This window comes from Methylomagnum sp. (assembly GCF_054333355.1).
Genome location: NZ_JBTEKS010000001.1, coordinates 70,152 through 87,227, shown reverse-complemented (window position 1 = coordinate 87,227; position 17,076 = coordinate 70,152). Strand labels below are relative to the sequence as shown.

The 17,076-nt window shown below is 59.3% G+C and carries 19 protein-coding genes; 4 read left to right on the top strand and 15 right to left on the bottom strand.

Translation table 11 applies throughout. The features are described 5' to 3' along the window. From ACXWUF_RS00395 to ACXWUF_RS00380, 4 genes are all read right to left on the bottom strand, one after another. A partial coding sequence (locus ACXWUF_RS00395; protein ID WP_458492659.1) for a phosphoenolpyruvate carboxykinase (GTP) occupies positions 1–1,136 on the bottom strand: 1,136 nt, incomplete at its 3' end. A 752-nt stretch (positions 1,137–1,888) separates the two neighbouring features. Beyond that, positions 1,889–3,205: a DUF3422 family protein gene (locus ACXWUF_RS00390; RefSeq protein ID WP_458492658.1), complete on the bottom strand. Its 1,317-nt coding sequence runs from the start codon at positions 3,203–3,205 to the stop codon at positions 1,889–1,891. Positions 3,206–3,287: 82 nt separating this feature from the next. Continuing rightward, positions 3,288–5,966, bottom strand: a complete 2,679-nt coding sequence (locus ACXWUF_RS00385) for a bifunctional acetate--CoA ligase family protein/GNAT family N-acetyltransferase (RefSeq protein WP_458492657.1) — start codon at positions 5,964–5,966, stop codon at positions 3,288–3,290. An 86-nt stretch (positions 5,967–6,052) separates the two neighbouring features. Then, positions 6,053–6,301: a hypothetical protein gene (locus tag ACXWUF_RS00380; protein WP_458492656.1), complete on the bottom strand. Its 249-nt coding sequence runs from the start codon at positions 6,299–6,301 to the stop codon at positions 6,053–6,055. 178 nt (positions 6,302–6,479) lie between these two features. Between ACXWUF_RS00380 and ACXWUF_RS00375 the strand changes: the two genes are divergently transcribed. The 4 genes from ACXWUF_RS00375 (at position 6,480) to ACXWUF_RS00360 (ending at position 8,545) form a co-directional block, all read left to right on the top strand. Next, positions 6,480–7,499: a restriction endonuclease gene (locus ACXWUF_RS00375; RefSeq protein WP_458492655.1), complete on the top strand. Its 1,020-nt coding sequence runs from the start codon at positions 6,480–6,482 to the stop codon at positions 7,497–7,499. A gap of 126 nt (positions 7,500–7,625) precedes the next feature. Continuing rightward, positions 7,626–7,913, top strand: a complete 288-nt coding sequence (locus tag ACXWUF_RS00370) for a BrnT family toxin (protein ID WP_458492654.1) — start codon at positions 7,626–7,628, stop codon at positions 7,911–7,913. After that, complete coding sequence (locus ACXWUF_RS00365) at positions 7,910–8,137, top strand: CopG family antitoxin (RefSeq protein WP_458492653.1); 228 nt, start codon at positions 7,910–7,912, stop codon at positions 8,135–8,137. Before ACXWUF_RS00370 ends, ACXWUF_RS00365 begins: the two co-directional genes overlap by 4 nt. 75 nt (positions 8,138–8,212) lie before the next feature. After that, entirely contained in the window at positions 8,213–8,545 is a 333-nt protein-coding gene (locus ACXWUF_RS00360; protein WP_458492652.1) for a DUF2283 domain-containing protein, read from the top strand. A gap of 163 nt (positions 8,546–8,708) precedes the next feature. Here ACXWUF_RS00360 and tyrS read toward each other — a convergent pair whose 3' ends face one another. The 11 genes from tyrS to ACXWUF_RS00305 all read right to left on the bottom strand — a co-directional run bounded on the left by tyrS (position 8,709) and on the right by ACXWUF_RS00305 (position 16,859). Then, the gene (tyrS, locus tag ACXWUF_RS00355) at positions 8,709–9,905 is read right to left on the bottom strand and encodes a tyrosine--tRNA ligase (protein WP_458492662.1); all 1,197 of its coding nucleotides are present in this window, start codon (positions 9,903–9,905) and stop codon (positions 8,709–8,711) included. A gap of 152 nt (positions 9,906–10,057) precedes the next feature. Continuing rightward, complete coding sequence (gene erpA, locus ACXWUF_RS00350) at positions 10,058–10,396, bottom strand: iron-sulfur cluster insertion protein ErpA (protein ID WP_458492651.1); 339 nt, start codon at positions 10,394–10,396, stop codon at positions 10,058–10,060. A 152-nt stretch (positions 10,397–10,548) separates the two neighbouring features. Beyond that, the gene (locus tag ACXWUF_RS00345) at positions 10,549–11,013 is read right to left on the bottom strand and encodes a septal ring lytic transglycosylase RlpA family protein (RefSeq protein ID WP_458492650.1); all 465 of its coding nucleotides are present in this window, start codon (positions 11,011–11,013) and stop codon (positions 10,549–10,551) included. Between the two features lie 214 nt (positions 11,014–11,227). Further along, positions 11,228–12,052 (bottom strand): DUF2806 domain-containing protein, encoded by an 825-nt coding sequence (locus ACXWUF_RS00340; RefSeq protein WP_458492649.1) that lies wholly within the window; start codon positions 12,050–12,052, stop codon positions 11,228–11,230. Beyond that, entirely contained in the window at positions 12,049–13,323 is a 1,275-nt protein-coding gene (serS, locus tag ACXWUF_RS00335) for a serine--tRNA ligase (protein ID WP_458492648.1), read from the bottom strand. Before serS ends, ACXWUF_RS00340 begins: the two co-directional genes overlap by 4 nt. Positions 13,324–13,623: 300 nt before the next feature. Beyond that, entirely contained in the window at positions 13,624–14,136 is a 513-nt protein-coding gene (locus ACXWUF_RS00330) for a DUF3368 domain-containing protein (protein WP_458492647.1), read from the bottom strand. After that, the gene (locus ACXWUF_RS00325; protein WP_458492646.1) at positions 14,105–14,356 is read right to left on the bottom strand and encodes a UPF0175 family protein; all 252 of its coding nucleotides are present in this window, start codon (positions 14,354–14,356) and stop codon (positions 14,105–14,107) included. The genes ACXWUF_RS00330 and ACXWUF_RS00325 overlap by 32 nt, the downstream gene beginning before the upstream one ends. Before the next feature lie 73 nt (positions 14,357–14,429). Further along, entirely contained in the window at positions 14,430–14,741 is a 312-nt protein-coding gene (locus ACXWUF_RS00320; protein WP_458492645.1) for a DUF190 domain-containing protein, read from the bottom strand. Continuing rightward, positions 14,738–15,421, bottom strand: coding sequence for a fluoride efflux transporter CrcB (gene crcB / locus ACXWUF_RS00315; RefSeq protein ID WP_458492644.1), 684 nt, complete (start codon positions 15,419–15,421; stop codon positions 14,738–14,740). The genes ACXWUF_RS00320 and crcB overlap by 4 nt, the downstream gene beginning before the upstream one ends. Further along, complete coding sequence (gene mtnA / locus ACXWUF_RS00310) at positions 15,418–16,470, bottom strand: S-methyl-5-thioribose-1-phosphate isomerase (protein WP_458492643.1); 1,053 nt, start codon at positions 16,468–16,470, stop codon at positions 15,418–15,420. The genes crcB and mtnA overlap by 4 nt, the downstream gene beginning before the upstream one ends. A gap of 143 nt (positions 16,471–16,613) precedes the next feature. Continuing rightward, on the bottom strand, positions 16,614–16,859 hold the full coding sequence (locus tag ACXWUF_RS00305) for a helix-turn-helix domain-containing protein (RefSeq protein WP_458492642.1): 246 nt from the start codon (positions 16,857–16,859) through the stop codon (positions 16,614–16,616). Between the last annotated feature and the right edge of the window lie 217 nt (positions 16,860–17,076).

Here is a 17,076-nt window from a genome sequence, read left to right as displayed (position 1 = left end):
CCCTGCCAGTCGATCAGCCATTTCGGCGGCTCCGGGGTCATGCCTTCCCACCACACATCGCCGTTCGGCAGCAGCCCGACGTTGGTGAAAATGCAGTTGGCGTGGAGCGTCGCCATGGCGTTGGGATTGGTCTTCTCGGACGTGCCGGGGGCCACGCCGAACAATCCCGCTTCCGGGTTGATGCCGTAAAAGCGGCCATCCGGGCCGGGCTTGATCCAGGCGATGTCGTCGCCGACGGTGGTGACTTTCCAGCCCTTGAAGCTTTCCGGCGGAATCAGCATCGCCAGATTGGTCTTGCCGCAGGCGCTGGGGAAGGCGGCGGCGAGGTAGGTCTTCTCGCCGGCGGGCGACTCGACGCCGAGAATCAGCATGTGTTCCGCCAGCCAGCCCTCTTCCTTCGCCATGGCCGAGGCGATCCGCAAGGCGAAGCACTTCTTGCCCAGCAGCGCGTTGCCGCCATAGCCCGAGCCGTAGGACCAAATCTCGCGGGTCTCCGGGAAATGCACGATGTACTTGGTGTCCCGGTTGCACGGCCACGGCACATCGGGCTCGTCCGGTTCCAGCGGGGCGCCCACCGAATGCAGGCAGGGGATGAATTCGCCGTCCGCGCCCAGCCGGTCGAACACGGCGCGGCCCATGCGGGTCATGATCTTCATGTTGACGACCACGTAGGGCGAATCGGTCAGCTCGACGCCGATGTGGGAAATCGGCCCGTCCAGCGGACCCATGCTGAACGGCACCACGTACAGGGTGCGGCCCCTCATGCAGCCCCGGAACACATTGCGCAGGGTGGTTTTCATGCGGGCCGGGTCTTCCCAATTGTTGTTCGGCCCGGCGTCGTCGCGGCTCTTGGTGCAGATGAAGGTGCGGTCCTCGACCCGCGCCACGTCGTTCGCGTCGGAGCGGGCCAGGAAGCTGTTGGGGCGGAGTTGCGGGTTGAGCCGGATCAGCGTCTTGGAGCGGACCATGCCATCGCAGAGTGACTGGTATTCCTCTTCCGACCCATCGCACCAGACAATGTCGTCCGGGGCGCAGAGTTCGGCCATCTCGAAGACCCAGCTTTTCAGCCGGTCGTGACGGACATACGCGGGTGGATTGAAGGAAAAGGCGGGCAGGAAAATCTTTTGTGCGTTCATCGAATACCCCTGAATGGAATTGTTCCCCGCGCCCTCCCGGATGATTGGGGAGTGGCCGGAATGCCTAAAACCGGCGAATTTCCGGGACCGGACTCGGTTTCTTTGAAACGGCTGATCCGAATGAAAAGAAAAAATCGGGCGGGGCCGTTAGTTACGCTCCACATCACCGGGTGGTCCTTGGTTCCACCACCGAAAAGCGTGTCGCCTATACGCTTTTTATAAGGTTCGATGGCGGGGGAAAAACGCTGAAGTTTGGGCTGTGTTCCTCTCCGGGGCTGGCGGGTTCGGGGCCGGATCTAACGGCGGTGGAAGATGACGCAAAATTCTTGGATTAATTACGCTGCTGTGCAGCATTCTTCAATGGATTATTTTAGTCGGGACCAGCCTTTTGCAATCCCGCTTTCGAGTGAGGCGGTCCTAAGCGGAACGGGAGGCAACGCGCCGGAGTTCAAAAAAGCCTTAGATTTTCCAGCCTTATCCAGCCTCCCGCGCCCGGTCAAAAAAATCAGGCCAGCTTTTGCGACGCACAGGGCATTGGTTTATTTCTCGATCAGATGTAACTCATAGGATGGGTGGCGCGTAGCGGAACCCATCATGCCGATCTTTTTGGTCGCCATGCTGGAAAGGGTTAAGGCAGAAAAATCTCGTTTAAATCCCCCTCACCCCAACCCTCTCCCGCTGGAGAAGGAGAGGATAGACCCCTACATAGCCCGTTATGATGGGTTTCGCTAAAGCTCCACCCATCCTATCAATCAATAATTGTTGAGTTCGCGCACCGTCCGCCGGATGTGCTGCGTGCCGACGTAAACAATCACCGCCACGACGGGTATCGCGATGGCTTCCATCGTCGGGCCATCGAACGGGAACAGCCCCCGCTTGAACAACGCCCCGCCGATGATGCCGAGCAGCGAAGCCCCGGCGTAGGTGATACCGGCCAGCGACAAGCCCTCGACCGTTTGCTGCAACAGCAATTGCAGATGGGAGCGGCGGTTCATGGCGGCCAGCATGGCGCTGTCCTGCTGCTCGCGGCGGACATCGGCGCGGGTGCGGAGCAACTGGCTGGCGTTGGTCACGCGGGTGGCGAGGGTTTGCAGCCAGCGCATGGACGAATCGCAAGCGTTGCGGGCCGGTTCCAGCCGCCGGTTGAGGAAGCCGCTGATGGTGGAAAGCTCGCCGAGCTTGACCTCACGCAATTGGGTGAGCCGGTTGGACACCAGGGCGAAATAAGCTTGAGTCGCGTCGAAGCGGTACTGGTGGGCCGACACCAGCCGTTCGACATCCGCCGCCAACTTGGTCAGGTCTTCCAGCAATTCCTCGTCGTTTTTATCCAATTCCTCGACATGTTTATCGCTGCTGCTCGCCACCGCCGCCGTTAGCTCGGCCAACTCGCGGTCTTTGATGCGTAGTTCTGGGCGCAGTTCGCGCACGACCGGCAAGGCCAATGAAGCCAGCAGGCGGTAGGTTTCGACTTCAAACAGACGCTGCAAGGTCCGGCCCACCTGCGCCGGGTCTTTGCAGTGGTCGAACAGCAGCCAGCGGGAGAAGCCGTCCCCGTGGATTTGGAAATCGGTGTAGGCCGTCACCGCGCCGTTGGCGAGTCCCGAGCCAATCAAGCGGCTGGCGGGCAGGTACACGGCGGCGACCTCCGGCGAGGCGGTTTTGAAGTCGGTTTCCGCCGACAGCACCGCCGCGTTGATGGCGACCAGCAGCTTGCCGGGGATGGCCTCCATCCACTCGGTCGGCACGCCGCAAATCGCTGGCTCGGCGAACGGATCACCCCCCGCGCCTGACAGGGTGAACATATAGCGGGTGTATTCCTCGTGCCGCTCGATCCTGACCCGCAGCCCGTTGAAATTCAGGTGGAAATAACGCCCGTCATCGCCGCTGAGGCTATAACCGAAGTGCCCGCACAAGGCGTCGACATGGGCGGTTTCCCGCGCCCGGTCTTGTTCGTCCACCAGATAGGCGAGATAGGTGACGCGCTCGGGGGATTGCACCGGCTCGTAGGGGCGGGCGTTGATTTCGTCGTGCAGGCGGCGGCGCAGGGGGTGGTCGGGTAGGCGGATCATTGAGGCTCCTTTCTGAATAGCTGGGATAAATGGGGCAGAATGATAAGGGAAATTGCCAATACGAGGGCAAAACATCCTTCGCTCATAACACCTTCACCACCATCACAATCCCCGGATCATCCACATCCACCCGGCTGACGAATTCCAGCCGCTTCATCAAGGCCAGCATCTTCACGTTGCTCGCCAGCACCTCACCTTGTAGATAGCGGAAACCCTTTTCCCGCGCCGCCTCGATCAGGCAGGACATCAACCGCATCCCCAATCCCCGCCGCTGCCAGCCGTCGGCGATGACCAGGGCGAATTCGGCGGTCTGCCCGTCCGGGTTGGTGAAATAGCGGGCCACGCCTAATTCGGTCTCGCCGCCCTCCCCCGCCACCGTGGCGATGAGCGCCAGTTCCCGGTCGTAATCCAACTGGGTCAGACGAATCAGCAAGTCCTGGCTGAGTTCCTGGAGCGAATTCATGAAGCGGAAGAACTTGGCCTCGGGCGACAACTGCCGCACGAACGCCTGTTCCATCTCGGCATCCTCCGGGCGGATGGGGCGGATGGTGATGTCGGTGCCGTCGCAAAGCTGCACGCGGCTAACGAGGTGCAGCGGGTACGGGTGAATCGCCATGTGCCCATAGCGGCGGCGACCCGGCGAATGCTCATGCACCACGATGCGGGCGTCCAGCGCCGACACGCCGGACTCGTCGGCCATCAGCGGGTTGATGTCCAACTCTTTGATTTCCGGCAGTTCGCAGGCCATTTCCGACAACCGCAGCAGCACTTCCAGCAAGGCGTCGCGGTTGACCGGCGGCAGGTTGCGGAAGGCGTCCAACAGCTTCGCCGTGCGGGTCTGGCCGATGAGGGTTTCGGCGATGTGTTCATTCAGCGGCGGCAGGGCCACGGCGCGGTCGCGCAGCACTTCCACCGCTGTGCCGCCCGCCCCGAAGCTGATGACCGGGCCGAACACCGGATCGTCGATGATGCCCACCAGCAATTCCCGGCCATGGCGGTTGCGGTACATCTTCTCCACCGTCACGCCGTCGATGGCTAGACCTGAGCGGCGGGCGCGAACCGTCGCCAGCAGTTCGTTATAAACGTGGCGGACCCGCTCGGCGCTCTCGATGTTGAGCCGCACGCCGTCCACGTCGGATTTGTGGACCAGATCGGGCGAGAGGATTTTCAGCGCCACCGGGAAACCCAGATATTCCGCCGCCGCCAGCGCCTCGTTAGGGGTGCGGGCGATGAGCGCCGGGGAAATGGGGATGTGGAAGGCGTGCAGCAGGGCGCGGGTTTCCAGCGCGGACAACACCTGCCGCCGCTCCGACAACGCGCCCTCGATGATGAGCCGGGCGCCGGTAATGTCGGGTGGCTCATGGGCGCTGAGCGGGTCCGGCGCCTGCATCAACATCTTTTGATTCTTTTGATACTCGGCCATGAATCCGAAGGCTTCCAGGGCGCTTTCCGGGTTCACGAAATTGGGGATGCCGTGCCGGGCGAACAATTCGCGCCCCGCCATCACCTGGGTTCCGCCCAGCCAGCAAGCGAGGATGGGCTTGTGGACCGACTCGCCCGCCCGGATGACCGCCTCCGCCGCTTCGGTCGGTTGAGTCATGGCCTGGGGCGTGAGCAACACCAGCGCCCCGTCCACGTTGGCGTCCTTGAGGCAGGCTTCCACCGCCGCGCCGTAGCGTTCCGGGGTGGCGTCGCCGAGGATGTCCACCGGATTCTGGCGCGGCCAGGCGGCGGGCAGCACGGCGTCCAGCGCTTTCAACGTGGCCTCGTCCAATTCGGCCAAGCGGATGCCTTGCTCCACCGCCCGGTCGGTGGCCATCACGCCGGGACCACCCGCGTTGGTGACGATGGCGAGCCGGTCGCCCCGCGCCCGGTGGCGGGTGGCGAGGAGTTGGGCGGCGGCGAACAATTGTTCGATGGTCCGCGCCCGCACCACGCCCGCCCGTTGCAGGGCCGCGTCGAACACGTCGTCCACGCCCACCATCGCGCCGGTGTGGGACAGGGCGGCGCGGGAGCCTTCCTTGTGCCGCCCGGCCTTGATGACGATGACCGGCTTCATGCGGGCGGCGGCGCGAAGTCCGCTCATGAAGCGCCGCGCATCGCGCAGCCCTTCGACGTAAAGGAGGATGCTGCGGGTTTCCGGGTCGAGGGCGAGGTAGTCGAGGATGTCGCCGAAATCCACGCCCGCCCCGGCCCCGAGCGACACCATGGCGGAGAAGCCGATGCGGCGGGCGTTGGCCCAATCGAGGATGGCGGTGCAGAGCGCGCCCGATTGGGAGACCAGGGCCAGCGATCCCCGGTGCGCGACGTTGTTGCTGAAGGTGGCGTTGAGCTTGGCGGAGGGCCGCATTATCCCTAAGCAGTTGGGGCCGAGGATTTGTAGCCCAAAGCGCTGGGCTTCGTCGATGAGGGTGCGTTCCAGCGCCCAGCCCGCTCCGCCCCGTTCGCCGAAACCCGCCGACATGACCACGGCGGCCTTGACGCCGTGCAAGCCGCAGGCCCGCACGAGGTCGGGCACGGTCGCGGCGGGCGTGGCGATGATGGCGAGGTCCACCCGTTCCTTGACGGCTTCGAGGGTGGGATAACAGGGGCGGTCGCCGACGATCTGGTATTTGGGGTTGATGGCGTGGATGGGGCCGGGGAAGCCGCCTTCCAGAAGGTTCCGGTAGACGCGGGTGCCGACGGCTTCGGGGCGGTCGGAGGCGCCGAAGACGGCGATGGAGGTTGGGGCGAAGAGGTGGGTTAGGTAGTGGTGGGGCATGGGAGCGCCTTTAATTTGGAGTGCAAGATTCATCTTGCGCTTGGGCCGGACCCATCAGCGGCTCGGCCAGCGGCCAGCCCTAAGTATCAACCCCCAGACCGCCAGCGCAAGGGATGGGCTGCGCGGAAATCGGGGAAGGCTTCCAGCGCTTCCAGTTCGTCTTGGGGAAGTGGCTGGTTCCGCCACTCGTCCAGCATTGCCGCCACATCCTGCCCGGCTGCGTTTTGGCTGGATAGAACGATGATTTCAATGGCTCCGGCGGGGATGTCGGGTGGGAGGTCGAGGATTAGGCGGTGATTTTCTGGGAGTACGGTTTGGCATTTGTAGGCGTGCATGGGGGGTGTCCTTTAAGAAATTGGTGATCGTAAAGCTTGCTCAACTAGACAACTCAATAGTTTTATATGAGACTGGAAATCATATATCTCTTGGATAGCGAAACAATTGGTTCCACTCGCAGTCTCTATCCAGTTTAGGTCGATATTAGATTTTCAAATTTTTTAGTTAGGAGCATTTATGGGAGGAATGAACTTCGGGCCAGGAGCTTTAGCAGATAGACTTTCTGAAGTGTGTGGCTATAAAGCTGGCCTTGCGCTTTCAATTGATGAGCTTTGCGATCACCTATATGATACCGAATATCAAAAAATTATACGTGATTCGGAGAAATCGTGGATTCGATTTCGATCAGAAGAATATGAAGCACTTTTTTATAAGCTACTTTTTCGGATTGGCCACACTAAAGAAGAATATAACGGAGATCATACCGGAGCATATCTTTTTCATAAATATAGAAAAAGTGGATTATTGGCGGAATATCAAGAGATAACAAAGACATTTAACAAAATATTGAGCGAATTAGTTCACCAAGTTAAAATCGGCGACTCCAAATCGATCAGCCCAGATCCAATAATAATAAAATGCCAAGAGCAGCACGGGGCTATCGGGGCTGAGATAGCCTTAGAAAAACTATTGGCTTTTCATCAGGCAGTGACATTCAGTCCATTTTCAGTGGGGCGTTCTATTCACTGGAATAGCACGCTAAACCTGAGTAAATTATTTAGAGGCACAGCCGAGCCACCAGAATATGGACGATTTATTGACCGACGCTTCATAGACTATCTTAGCAATAACACGAATAAGCTTCCAAACATGCATTGGCGTAAATTTGAGGAACTAATCGCAGAATTTTTCGACCACGATGAATACAAAGTAGCTCTCGGACCAGGAAGCAATGACGATGGGGTAGATATACGAGTCTGGAAGGCAGACTCAACACCAACCGAAAACCCTTTATTTCTAATACAGTGCAAACGCCAAAAGGCGAAAGTAGAGCGCGTGATTATTAAGGGACTTTATGCTGATGTTCAATACGAGGGGGCTGAATACGGCTTAATAGTTACAACGTCAGAACTTAGTCCTGCCGCAAGAACAACGATATCAGCTAGAGGCTATCCAATATATGAAGTAAATCTTGATAGCATAACTGAATGGCTTAAAAAACTTCGCTTCCCTGGTACTGGCATAGTTAGAGTATGAATATACTTTATTTTGCACGTTCCCACGCGCCACGTGGGAACGTGCAGCTTTAGGAGTCATCCATGAGCCAAGCCGAAATACTCGCCAAACTTCCCCGCCTATCTCACCAGAACCACCGCGTCATCCATGATTAACTTTGAATGGGACTCCGCCAAAGCGGCTTCCAACCTAAAGAAGCATGGCATATCCTTCGATGAGGCCAAATCGGTTTTTTATGATGACTACGCAACCCAGTTTTTCGACAAAGAAAGCTCAACAATGGAAGACAGGTTTCTCATGCTCGGCATGAGCAGTCAGGCGCGAATTCTTGTCGTATGCCATTGCGAGCGGAACGGAGCCAACACAATCAGGATTATTTCCGCTCGTAAAGCAACCCATACCGAAAGCAAGTTTTATCGGAGCAAGAAACCATGAAAGACGAATACGACTTTTCAACAATGGAAGCCCGCAAGAATCCTTATGCCGCTAAACTCAAAAAGTCCGTCACGATGAAGCTTAGCGAGGATGTTATCGAGTATTTCAAAACAATGGCTGACGAGGCCGGGGTGCCTTATCAAAACCTCATTAATCTCTATCTGCGGGATTGTGTCGCGCAGCATAGAAAAATCGACATCAAATGGTCAGCCGGAGCCGGTTGAAATCAATTTCTATGCGTTTCAAGGTTCGCTCGTTCCCACGCGGCGCATGGGAATGAGCAACAGTCAGATCCATTTATGAATAACCCAATAGTCCACCACTTCCCCGAGCAAGATGTCATTCACCTCGCCATCACCAACGAAGAAGAAGCCGAAACCCTGGAATTAAGCCCCAATATCACCGCCGAGCTTAACGCGGATGGCGACTTGATAGGTGTTGAAATATTAAAGGCCAGCGCCTTCATGTCGAACCTAAAACTCGACCAAGAAGAACAAGACTTGCTGAATGCTTTTGAAGCGGACGAATTTGAATCCGTCCAAGATAGCGAGCGAAAAGCCTATTTAGCCCAAGCTGCCGGGGCAACGCTTACTGCGGAATCTTTGCGTCATTACCTTGAATCGCACCAATAAGCGTTAATCGAGCAATTCATTCTTGATGACGTGGAATGGGGTTTACGTGGAGAGGATTAAGCCAGATGTCCGGCTTAATATCGGAGGGATTAAATAACCGGGATGCGACGCATCCCGAAAAGCCGTTCCCACGCCAACCGTGGGAACGCCAAGCAAACCAAAACTAACCGGCAATCAACTTAACCTTGGCAAACTTCCGCTTGCCGACCTGCAATACGTGGGTATTCCCACCCGCAATCGCCAACTTCGGGTCGGATACCTTCTCGCCGTCGATCTTCACCCCGCCCTGCTGAATCATGCGATTGGATTCCGACGTGCTGGTCGTCAGCCCCAAATCCTTGAGCAACGCGGCAATCGGATAACCCGTCGCCAGGGCGGTCAATTCGCGCTCTTCCAAATCCTCCGGGATCAAACCCTGCTTGAAGCGAGCCTCGAAATTCTCCAGGGCACGCACCGCGTCCGCTTGGCTGTGGAAGCGGGCGATGATTTCCTGGGCGAACCGCACTTTGTAATCACGCGGATTGGCACCCTCGCCGCATTCCCGCCGCCATGTTTGGATTTCGGTCATCGGCTGGAAGCTGAGCAATTCCATGTACCGCCACATCAAGTCGTCGGAAATCGACATCAGCTTGCCGAACATATCGTCGGGCACATCCGCCACGCCGACATAATTACCCAGCGACTTGGACATTTTCTGCACGCCATCCAAGCCTTCCAGAATCGGCATGGTGACGACCACTTGGGGCGGCTGGCCGTAGATTTCCTGCAAATGCCGCCCGACCAACAGGTTGAACTTCTGGTCGGTGCCGCCCAATTCCACATCGGCCGTCATCGCCACGGAGTCGTAGCCCTGAATCAGCGGGTAAAGGAATTCATGGATGGCGATGGGCTGGCCGGATTTGTAGCGGTTGTTGAAGTCCTCGCGCTCCAGCATCCGGGCCACCGTGTGCTTGGCCGCCAGTTGGATCAAGTCCGCCGAGGTCATGGCGTTCATCCAACTGCTGTTGAACATCACCAGGGTTTTTTCCGGGCAGAGTATTTTAAAAATCTGCTGCTCGTAGGTCTTGGCGTTCTCGATGACTTGATCCCGGCTCAAGGGCTTGCGGGTGACGTTCTTGCCGGTCGGGTCGCCGATCATGCCGGTGAAGTCGCCGATCAAGAACATGGCCTCGTGGCCCAAGTCCTGGAACTGCTTCATCTTGTTGAGCAGCACCGTGTGGCCGAGGTGCAGGTCGGGCGCGGTCGGATCGAAACCGGCCTTGATGCGCAGGGGCCGGCCTGTCGCCAAGCGTTTGGCTAATTCGTCTTCGGGGATGATTTCCGCCGTCCCCCGGCGGATGACGGCCAATGATTCCTCAATGGACATGGGCGGGAATTCCTTGTGGTGGCTTGAAAAGGCCGGGATTTTAAATCAGGGGAGGGAGCGAAGTCCCGAGAGAAATGGCTTGGGCCGAAGAATGGGCGGGGTTGCAGACCGACTCGGTTTCAAAAACCGAGTCAGTCTAGGCGGAATCACACGGAGAAGGACGAACCGCAGCCGCAGGTGGTCGAGGCGTTGGGATTGCGGATCACGAACTGCGAGCCGGACAGGTCGTCCTTGTAGTCGATCTCGGCGCCGCTCAAATACTGGATGCTCATGGCGTCGATCAACACGGTCACGCCATTCTTGACGATCTGGGTGTCGTCCTCGCTGGCGGTGTCGTCGAAGGTGAAGCCGTACTGGAAGCCGGAACACCCGCCGCCGGTCACGTAGACCCGCAGTTTCAGATTATCGTCGCCTTCGTCGGCGATGAGTTCGCTCACCTTCGCGGCGGCGTTATCGCTAAATTTGATGATGGATTCTTCGTTCATCGCGGCTAGCCCATGGGGTTGGGGTTGATTGAGTTGGCCGGGATTATGGGATTCCCCAGCATCGCAGTCAACAATAGCCGGGTAAAAGGCGGGATTTATGCCAGCCGCCCCGTGACCGCATCGTAAAGCCACGGGGCGTCGGCAAAGGACGTTTAACCGTCCCGCTCGTCACTGTACCGGGTATCGAAGTCGCCGTCCGCGTCGCGGGCCGTGAATTCGTCATCCGGCGTTATGACCTCGTATTTGACGCGGGCCAAGCCGGCCCGGACAAATCCCAGTTCCATGGCCGCCCGACGAGTGAGGTCGAGCGCCCGGTGGTTCCGGGGATGCGCCCTATCGTTCACGCGGACTTCCACGCTGCGATGGTTCGCTAAGTTGGTAACCCGCAATCGGGTACCGAAGGGCAGTGTCTGGTGCATGGCGGTAAGACCGTTCTGGTCAAACCTCTCGCCGTTCGCAGTCTTACGGCCATGAAACCGATTACTGTAATAAGAAGCGATGCCTGTCTGGGCCATCACCTCGCCTTTTGGGCTTGCCGTCTTGGCATGACCAAACGTACAGAAAGATGCCAAATAAGCCGACAGAAGTGTGTTGACAATCAGTCGCTGCTTTTGCATCCGTCACCTCCGTTTTGGTAGCTGGTGAACGATGCAATTCCATCATAAACGAAGATTCTAAAATCACCAACCTTTGAAGCGGAAAGTTCTAACGGATTTGCGACGTCACCGAGTCCGGGCTTTACATAGCGCATCAAACCCGGCGACTGGCAAGGATTGTAGGTCGGGCTTCAGCCCGACTCCCACAAAACGCAGTCTCGGGCTGAAGCCCGACCTACAGTTTTTCTGGCGGTGGCTCGATCAACTCGAAACCCGTGCCATGCGCGGAGTTCAAGGCTTTGACGAGGTTGCGGGCATAGCCGAAAAACGACTTGGGCCGGATTGCCTCGGCCAATTGCTGGCCGACGGGGGTGAACTTCCGGTAAGCGAGACCCGGCTTGTCGGAGTCGCCGCGCCAAGCCTCGCCGCCGCGTAATTCATAAACGCGGTCCCGGTAGTTGATCCGCATCCACCGCCCCGCGCCGGGCTTGATCGTCCCGACCTCGCCGGACAACAGGCCGATACTGATGAAATGCTGGGTGAGGTCGAGTTCGCGGCCATAGGTCCACAGCTCGCGGAACGCGATTTCCTCGGCGAACATGAAGCGCCAGCCGCTCTCGAAAGCGAACGCGAAGGCGGCATACTCAATGAAGCCGTCCAGTTCCCACGCTTCCATTGCGCTCAAAAACACTAGCGCCCGCTTGCTGACACTGCCCGGATTCGCGACCTCACGGGCGAGCATCCTGGCCCACACCTGCTGCTCCGTCTCGTGGCTGGCATCCTGGGCGCACTCGAAAAAGCGCGTCAGCCAGCCGGAATCCACGGGCGCTTTTGCGTCCGATTGTTCCGCGTTGTCAAGGGTCAGCGCAATGATACGTTCGATATGGCGCTGGCGGTGGATGTCACGGTGACTTACGCGGGCTTGTAGGCGAGTGACGATGTCTCCGGCTTCGCTCTCCGTTGATGTGGCCGCCCCGACCGTTTCCGGCCCGACCGCCACCGCGACGATTTGCCGCAGCCGCGCCACGGCATCCGCTGGAATATTCGCCGCCTCGCTCACCCGATCACCTCGGCGCCGCCCATATAAGGACGCAAGGCTTCCGGCACCCGGATTCGGCCCTGCTCGTCCTGATAATTCTCCATGACCGCGATGAGGGTGCGCCCGACCGCCAGCCCGGAGCCATTGAGGGTATGGGCCAGTTCCGGCTTGCCCGTTTCCGGGTTGCGCCAGCGGGCACGCAAGCGGCGGGCCTGGAAGTCGCGGAAGTTGCTGCACGAGGAAATTTCCCGGTAAGCGCCCTGCCCCGGCAGCCAGACTTCCAGGTCGTAGGTTTTGGCCGAAGAAAAGCCGGTGTCGCCCGCGCACAGCAGCATGCGGCGAAACGGCAGGTTCAGACGCTTGAGGATTTCCTCCGCGTGGCTGGTCAAGGCTTCGTGGGCCTCGCTGGACTGGTCGGGTCGGGTGATCTGGACCAGTTCGACCTTCTCGAATTGGTGCTGGCGGATCATGCCGCGCACGTCCTTGCCGTAGGAACCGGCCTCGCTGCGGAAACACGGGGTGTGGCAGGCGAATTTCAGCGGCAGGCGGTCGGCCTCGACGATTTCGTCCCGGACCAGATTCGTGACCGGCACTTCGGCGGTGGGAATCAGGTAGAACGCCGGATCGTGGGCGACCTTGAACAAATCCTCCTCGAACTTGGGCAACTGGCCGGTGCCGCGCAAGGACTCGGCGTTGACCATGAACGGCACATAGGTTTCGGTGTAGCCGTGGTCCTGGGTATGCACATCCAGCATGAACTGGGTCAGCGCCCGTTGCAGGCGGGCCAGCGGTCCTCGCAACACCACGAAGCGCGAGCCGGTAACTTTGGCGGCGGCTTCAAAATCCATCCCGCCCAGCGCGGCCCCCAGCTCGATATGGTCCTTGACCGGGAAATCAAACGTCGGCGGCTCGCCCCAGCGGTGGATTTCCTGGTTGTCGGCCTCGCTACGGCCTTCCGGCACGTCGGCATCCACGATATTGGGTACGTTCAGCAGCAGGTCTTCCAGCTTGGTTTGAATCTGGTCCAACTCGCCTTCCAGCGCCTTCAAGTCATCGCCGAGGTGGGCCACTTCGGCCAGCAAGGGCTGGATGTCCTCGCCCCGCGCCTTGGCTTGGCCGATGGACTTGGAGCGGGTGTTGCGCTCGTTCTGGAGCGACTGGGTTTTGATCTGGATGTCCCGGCGTTGGGCCTCCAGGGCGCGGAAAGCGTCGGTGTCGAGTTTGAAATTGCGCCGGGCGAGTTGGGTTTCGACGTTTTCTAATTCGGCGCGGATAAGGCGTGGGTCTAGCATGGTTGGTCCTTATTTAGTGGGTAACTTTTAATCCTAAGGGTTTCCCCATGAGATTTCCTCATGGCGATTTTCCGGCGTGATGCGTTCGTATAACTTCGCAAAATCAATCTCGTCTGGCATAGCATCAACGCAAAGCTCGATGGCCTCGCGGACTCGTGCCATTAAATCGTCCAGCGATTTGGCTTGGATATGGCAACCGGGTAAAGCCGGAAAACCGAAGCGACAAAATAGCCTTCGGCGTCTTGTTCGATGATGACATTGAATTGGCGGGTCATAGCATTTCTCCAGAGTGGCAAGCGGTTATTCTCCGAGCCTTTCCAGAGCGGATGCCAACACCTGTGGCGAGAGAAACATGCCGTGGGCGATGAGTGCCTGCATAGTGGGTCTGGCGGCAGGTATCCACTGCTTTTGACGCGCCACCACCACAATGCCCAAGGTTCCGACCGTGCGGATGCCCAAACTCGCCGCGCACTTGCGGGCCGCGAGGTCATCCAGTAACGCCACTTGTCCAGGGTACGCCGCGCAACGCAGCAACACTTGGGATTCGCCCCTACCCAAATCCCAGGCGGCCACGCTCACGCCAAGCGGCAGGTCGGGAACCATTTCAAACCGCTCATGCCGGGATAGAGCATCAATAATCCCAAAACCTTGCGCCCCCATCGAAACCTCATCCGCTACCGACTGCGGCATGGTGACGGGTTGCGCGGAAAGCCTCGCGATCCAGTCGACTCCACCCACCCGAGATAGAAAAATCAGGGGCGATGCGTCGGCCACCAGTCGATCAAACACCATCGATCTCCCGGAATAATTCATCGACGGTCACTTGGCAGGCAGGCACCTTACGGCGGTGTAGCTCGTCCAAAAATTCGGCCCGGCTAAGCTTGAGAAGCTCCGCGCCTTTGCCCTGGGATATGCGCCCTTCGGCATACCATTGCACCACGGCGGCGGCTTTGACTTCGCGGGAAAATTCTTGGGGCGCCAACCGCAAAGCGGAAAAAGCGTCCGGTTCAAATTCCAATACGATTTGGGTCATGACATTGGCTCCATAAAACTGGTTTGGCTGGCGAGGCGGGAGGGCCGGGCGTGACTCGTGGATCGGCACCCCATCAGGTCGCACCACAAGCCGTCGCCGGAAAACAAACCACATGCTCCAGCGCAAACCGGCGGGATATTTCCTCAATCACCCGCTCGGCCTTGTCCGGCGCCTCAAAAAATTCGAGGACCAAGGGCAAATCCAAAGACAGGTCGAGCAACGACGCCGGATGCAATTCACCGCTGTCGCCGACGCCCAGCACGCCCCGCAACACGGTCAACCCGGCGATGCGCTGTTCTTCCCGCAAAAAGCGCACGAGCTTGTTCAGCACATGCTCGCCTTCCCGGAAATAAATACGTACCACGGTCACGGGACGAGTCGTCATAACAGCCTCCCTAACATCATCCCCAAGCCCACCGACACCGCGCTGCCCAGCGAACTCGCGACGAACAATCCCAGCACGCCATCGTTGCCACCGCCTTGGGAAGATTCCGGTAATACCGCGATGGCCGAGGCGACACTCATCACGCCCAGCAGCACGATCAACATACTGGACCGCGTGAGGAAGGCCAACGGCGAATACCGCACCGCCAATTCAGCCAGCAGCCCGGCACAGAGGCCCAATGCCAGCATTCCCGCCCACCGACCATAAGCGAAGCCGTGGCCCAGCCAGGGATAAAGCTCGGCGGAAAACAATCGTCGCCCTAGAATCAAGCCCGCCCACACCGCCACCACGCACAGGGTGACGCTGAGGAACATATTCATGCCCGCCTTCCAATAGCTCCCCTCTTCGATGAGGTAAAACGACTCGATAGCGAAGGTGGAAAAGGTGGTGTAAGCACCGAGAAAGCCGACCAGCACGGCGGCCCGGTATTCCGCCGCCATGGGGAAACGCTGGAGCATCAACTCCGTCAACAGACCCATTAGGAAGGAGCCGGTGACATTAACGAACAGCGTGCCGTGGGGGAAGCCGCGTCCCAGCCAAGCGTAAATGCCGTTGGCGACCCAGAACCGGGTCAAGGCACCGACCGAGCCGCCCAGGGCGATGGCAAGCAGCGGGTTCATGCCAGCAGGGATTGCATGGCTGCCCGGTTGGGATTTTGGACCACGCCCTTTTCGGTCACGATGGCGTCGATCAAATGGGCGGGCGTCACGTCGAACACCGGGTTCCAGGCTTTGATGACGCTGCCTTGGCGCTGGAAATGGTCGTACAGCAATTCCCGCTGCTCGCGCTCCTCGATTTCGATGCCATCGCCGGATTCGGTGCGCCAGTCGATGGTCGAGGTCGGCGCGGCCACCATGAACTTGACGCCGTGATGCCGAGCGGCCACCGCCAGCGCATAGGTGCCGATCTTGTTGGCGGTGTCGCCATTGGCGGCGATGCGGTCGGCCCCGACGATGACCCATTGCACTTGGCCGGTTTTCATTAGATACGCCGCCGCCGAGTCGGCGATGAGCGTGGCCGGGATGCCGTCTTGATCCAATTCCCACACGGTGAGCCGCGCCCCTTGCAGCCAAGGCCGGGTTTCGGTGGCGAACACCGCCCGTGGATTCCGTTGGTAGGCGCTACGAATCACGCCCAGCGCCGTCCCGTAGCCGCCGGTCGCGAGGGAACCCGTGTTGCAATGGGTCAGCACGCCGGTCGCGCCTTCCAGTAAGTCAGCACCGAATTCGCCCATGGTCCGGTTGGCGGCGATGTCCTCCTGATGAATCGTCAGGGCGGTTTCAAGCAGCGCGGGGAATGGGTCGCCCGAAATTTTGCCGAATTCGCCGCGCAGCTTATCCAACGCCCAGAACAGGTTGACCGCCGTGGGCCGCGAGCGGGCCAGGGTCGTCATGTCGGCTTCGATGGTGGTTCGCCATTGGTTCGGGCTGTCCCGATAGCGTTGCCGTGCTGCCAAGGCCACGCCGAACGCCGCCGCGATGCCGATGGCCGGGGCACCGCGCACCCGCATGGAGGCGATGGCTTCGGCCACGCCATCCGCCGTGGCGTAGGTGTCGTATTCAATGGTGCCGGGCAATTTGCGCTGATCCAGCACGCGCAGGCCGTCCTCGCGCCATCGCAGGGCGCGCACGGTGTCATTGACTCGGGTGTTCGTAGGGGAAAAGTTCATGGGGCGTTGTGGGGTGGAGGGCTAAAAAGGCGGGCATTTTATGACAGGGCGCCGTGGGCCAACAAATAGCGGCCCGGTCGGTTTAATGGCGGCGGTGCATCTGGCCCAATGGCGAAACCGCCATCATGTTCCACCCTATCGCGTTACAGCATTTCGCGCAGGACTTCGGGATGACGGGCCACGATTTTCAACAGGGTTTCCACCGCGCCCGAGGGTTTGCGGCGCCCCTGTTCCCATTGCCGCAAGGTGCGCGGCGAGACCTGCAACGCCTTGGCGAAATCGGCCTCGGAAAGCCCCGTACCGCGCCGGGCCTGGGCGGCCTCGTTAAGCCCAACCTCATACACAGCGCCATAACGACCCGCCTGTACGTCGCGGATGGCTTGCGGCAATTCTTCGCCAATATCGCGCTGGGCGTCGCGCTCTAGTAGCTCCTCTGTTCAGTGAGTGGCATGGCCGAATTCCTCTGCGATTTGCCGGAGAATATGGGAAGGAATATTTTCCTCCGCACTTTTGGCGTAAAGGATAAGCAGGATGACAGCGCCGCTCGCCAAGCGGGTGGTGTAGATAACCCGCGAATTCCGCACGCTCTTCCTCTGACCAGTAATC

Coding starts and splice junctions, on each gene's coding strand:
- ACXWUF_RS00370 (WP_458492654.1), top strand. CDS start 7,626: ATGATTAACTTTGAATGGGACTCCGCCAAAGCGGCTTCCAACCTAAAG.
- ACXWUF_RS00320 (WP_458492645.1), bottom strand. CDS start 14,741: ATGACGACTCGTCCCGTGACCGTGGTACGTATTTATTTCCGGGAAGGC.
- ACXWUF_RS00365 (WP_458492653.1), top strand. CDS start 7,910: ATGAAAGACGAATACGACTTTTCAACAATGGAAGCCCGCAAGAATCCT.
- crcB (WP_458492644.1), bottom strand. CDS start 15,421: ATGAACCCGCTGCTTGCCATCGCCCTGGGCGGCTCGGTCGGTGCCTTG.
- mtnA (WP_458492643.1), bottom strand. CDS start 16,470: ATGAACTTTTCCCCTACGAACACCCGAGTCAATGACACCGTGCGCGCC.
- ACXWUF_RS00325 (WP_458492646.1), bottom strand. CDS start 14,356: ATGACCCAAATCGTATTGGAATTTGAACCGGACGCTTTTTCCGCTTTG.
- erpA (WP_458492651.1), bottom strand. CDS start 10,396: ATGAACGAAGAATCCATCATCAAATTTAGCGATAACGCCGCCGCGAAG.
- ACXWUF_RS00345 (WP_458492650.1), bottom strand. CDS start 11,013: ATGCAAAAGCAGCGACTGATTGTCAACACACTTCTGTCGGCTTATTTG.
- ACXWUF_RS00330 (WP_458492647.1), bottom strand. CDS start 14,136: ATGAATTATTCCGGGAGATCGATGGTGTTTGATCGACTGGTGGCCGAC.
- serS (WP_458492648.1), bottom strand. CDS start 13,323: ATGCTAGACCCACGCCTTATCCGCGCCGAATTAGAAAACGTCGAAACC.
- ACXWUF_RS00360 (WP_458492652.1), top strand. CDS start 8,213: ATGAATAACCCAATAGTCCACCACTTCCCCGAGCAAGATGTCATTCAC.
- ACXWUF_RS00390 (WP_458492658.1), bottom strand. CDS start 3,205: ATGATCCGCCTACCCGACCACCCCCTGCGCCGCCGCCTGCACGACGAA.
- ACXWUF_RS00385 (WP_458492657.1), bottom strand. CDS start 5,966: ATGCCCCACCACTACCTAACCCACCTCTTCGCCCCAACCTCCATCGCC.
- ACXWUF_RS00375 (WP_458492655.1), top strand. CDS start 6,480: ATGGGAGGAATGAACTTCGGGCCAGGAGCTTTAGCAGATAGACTTTCT.
- ACXWUF_RS00380 (WP_458492656.1), bottom strand. CDS start 6,301: ATGCACGCCTACAAATGCCAAACCGTACTCCCAGAAAATCACCGCCTA.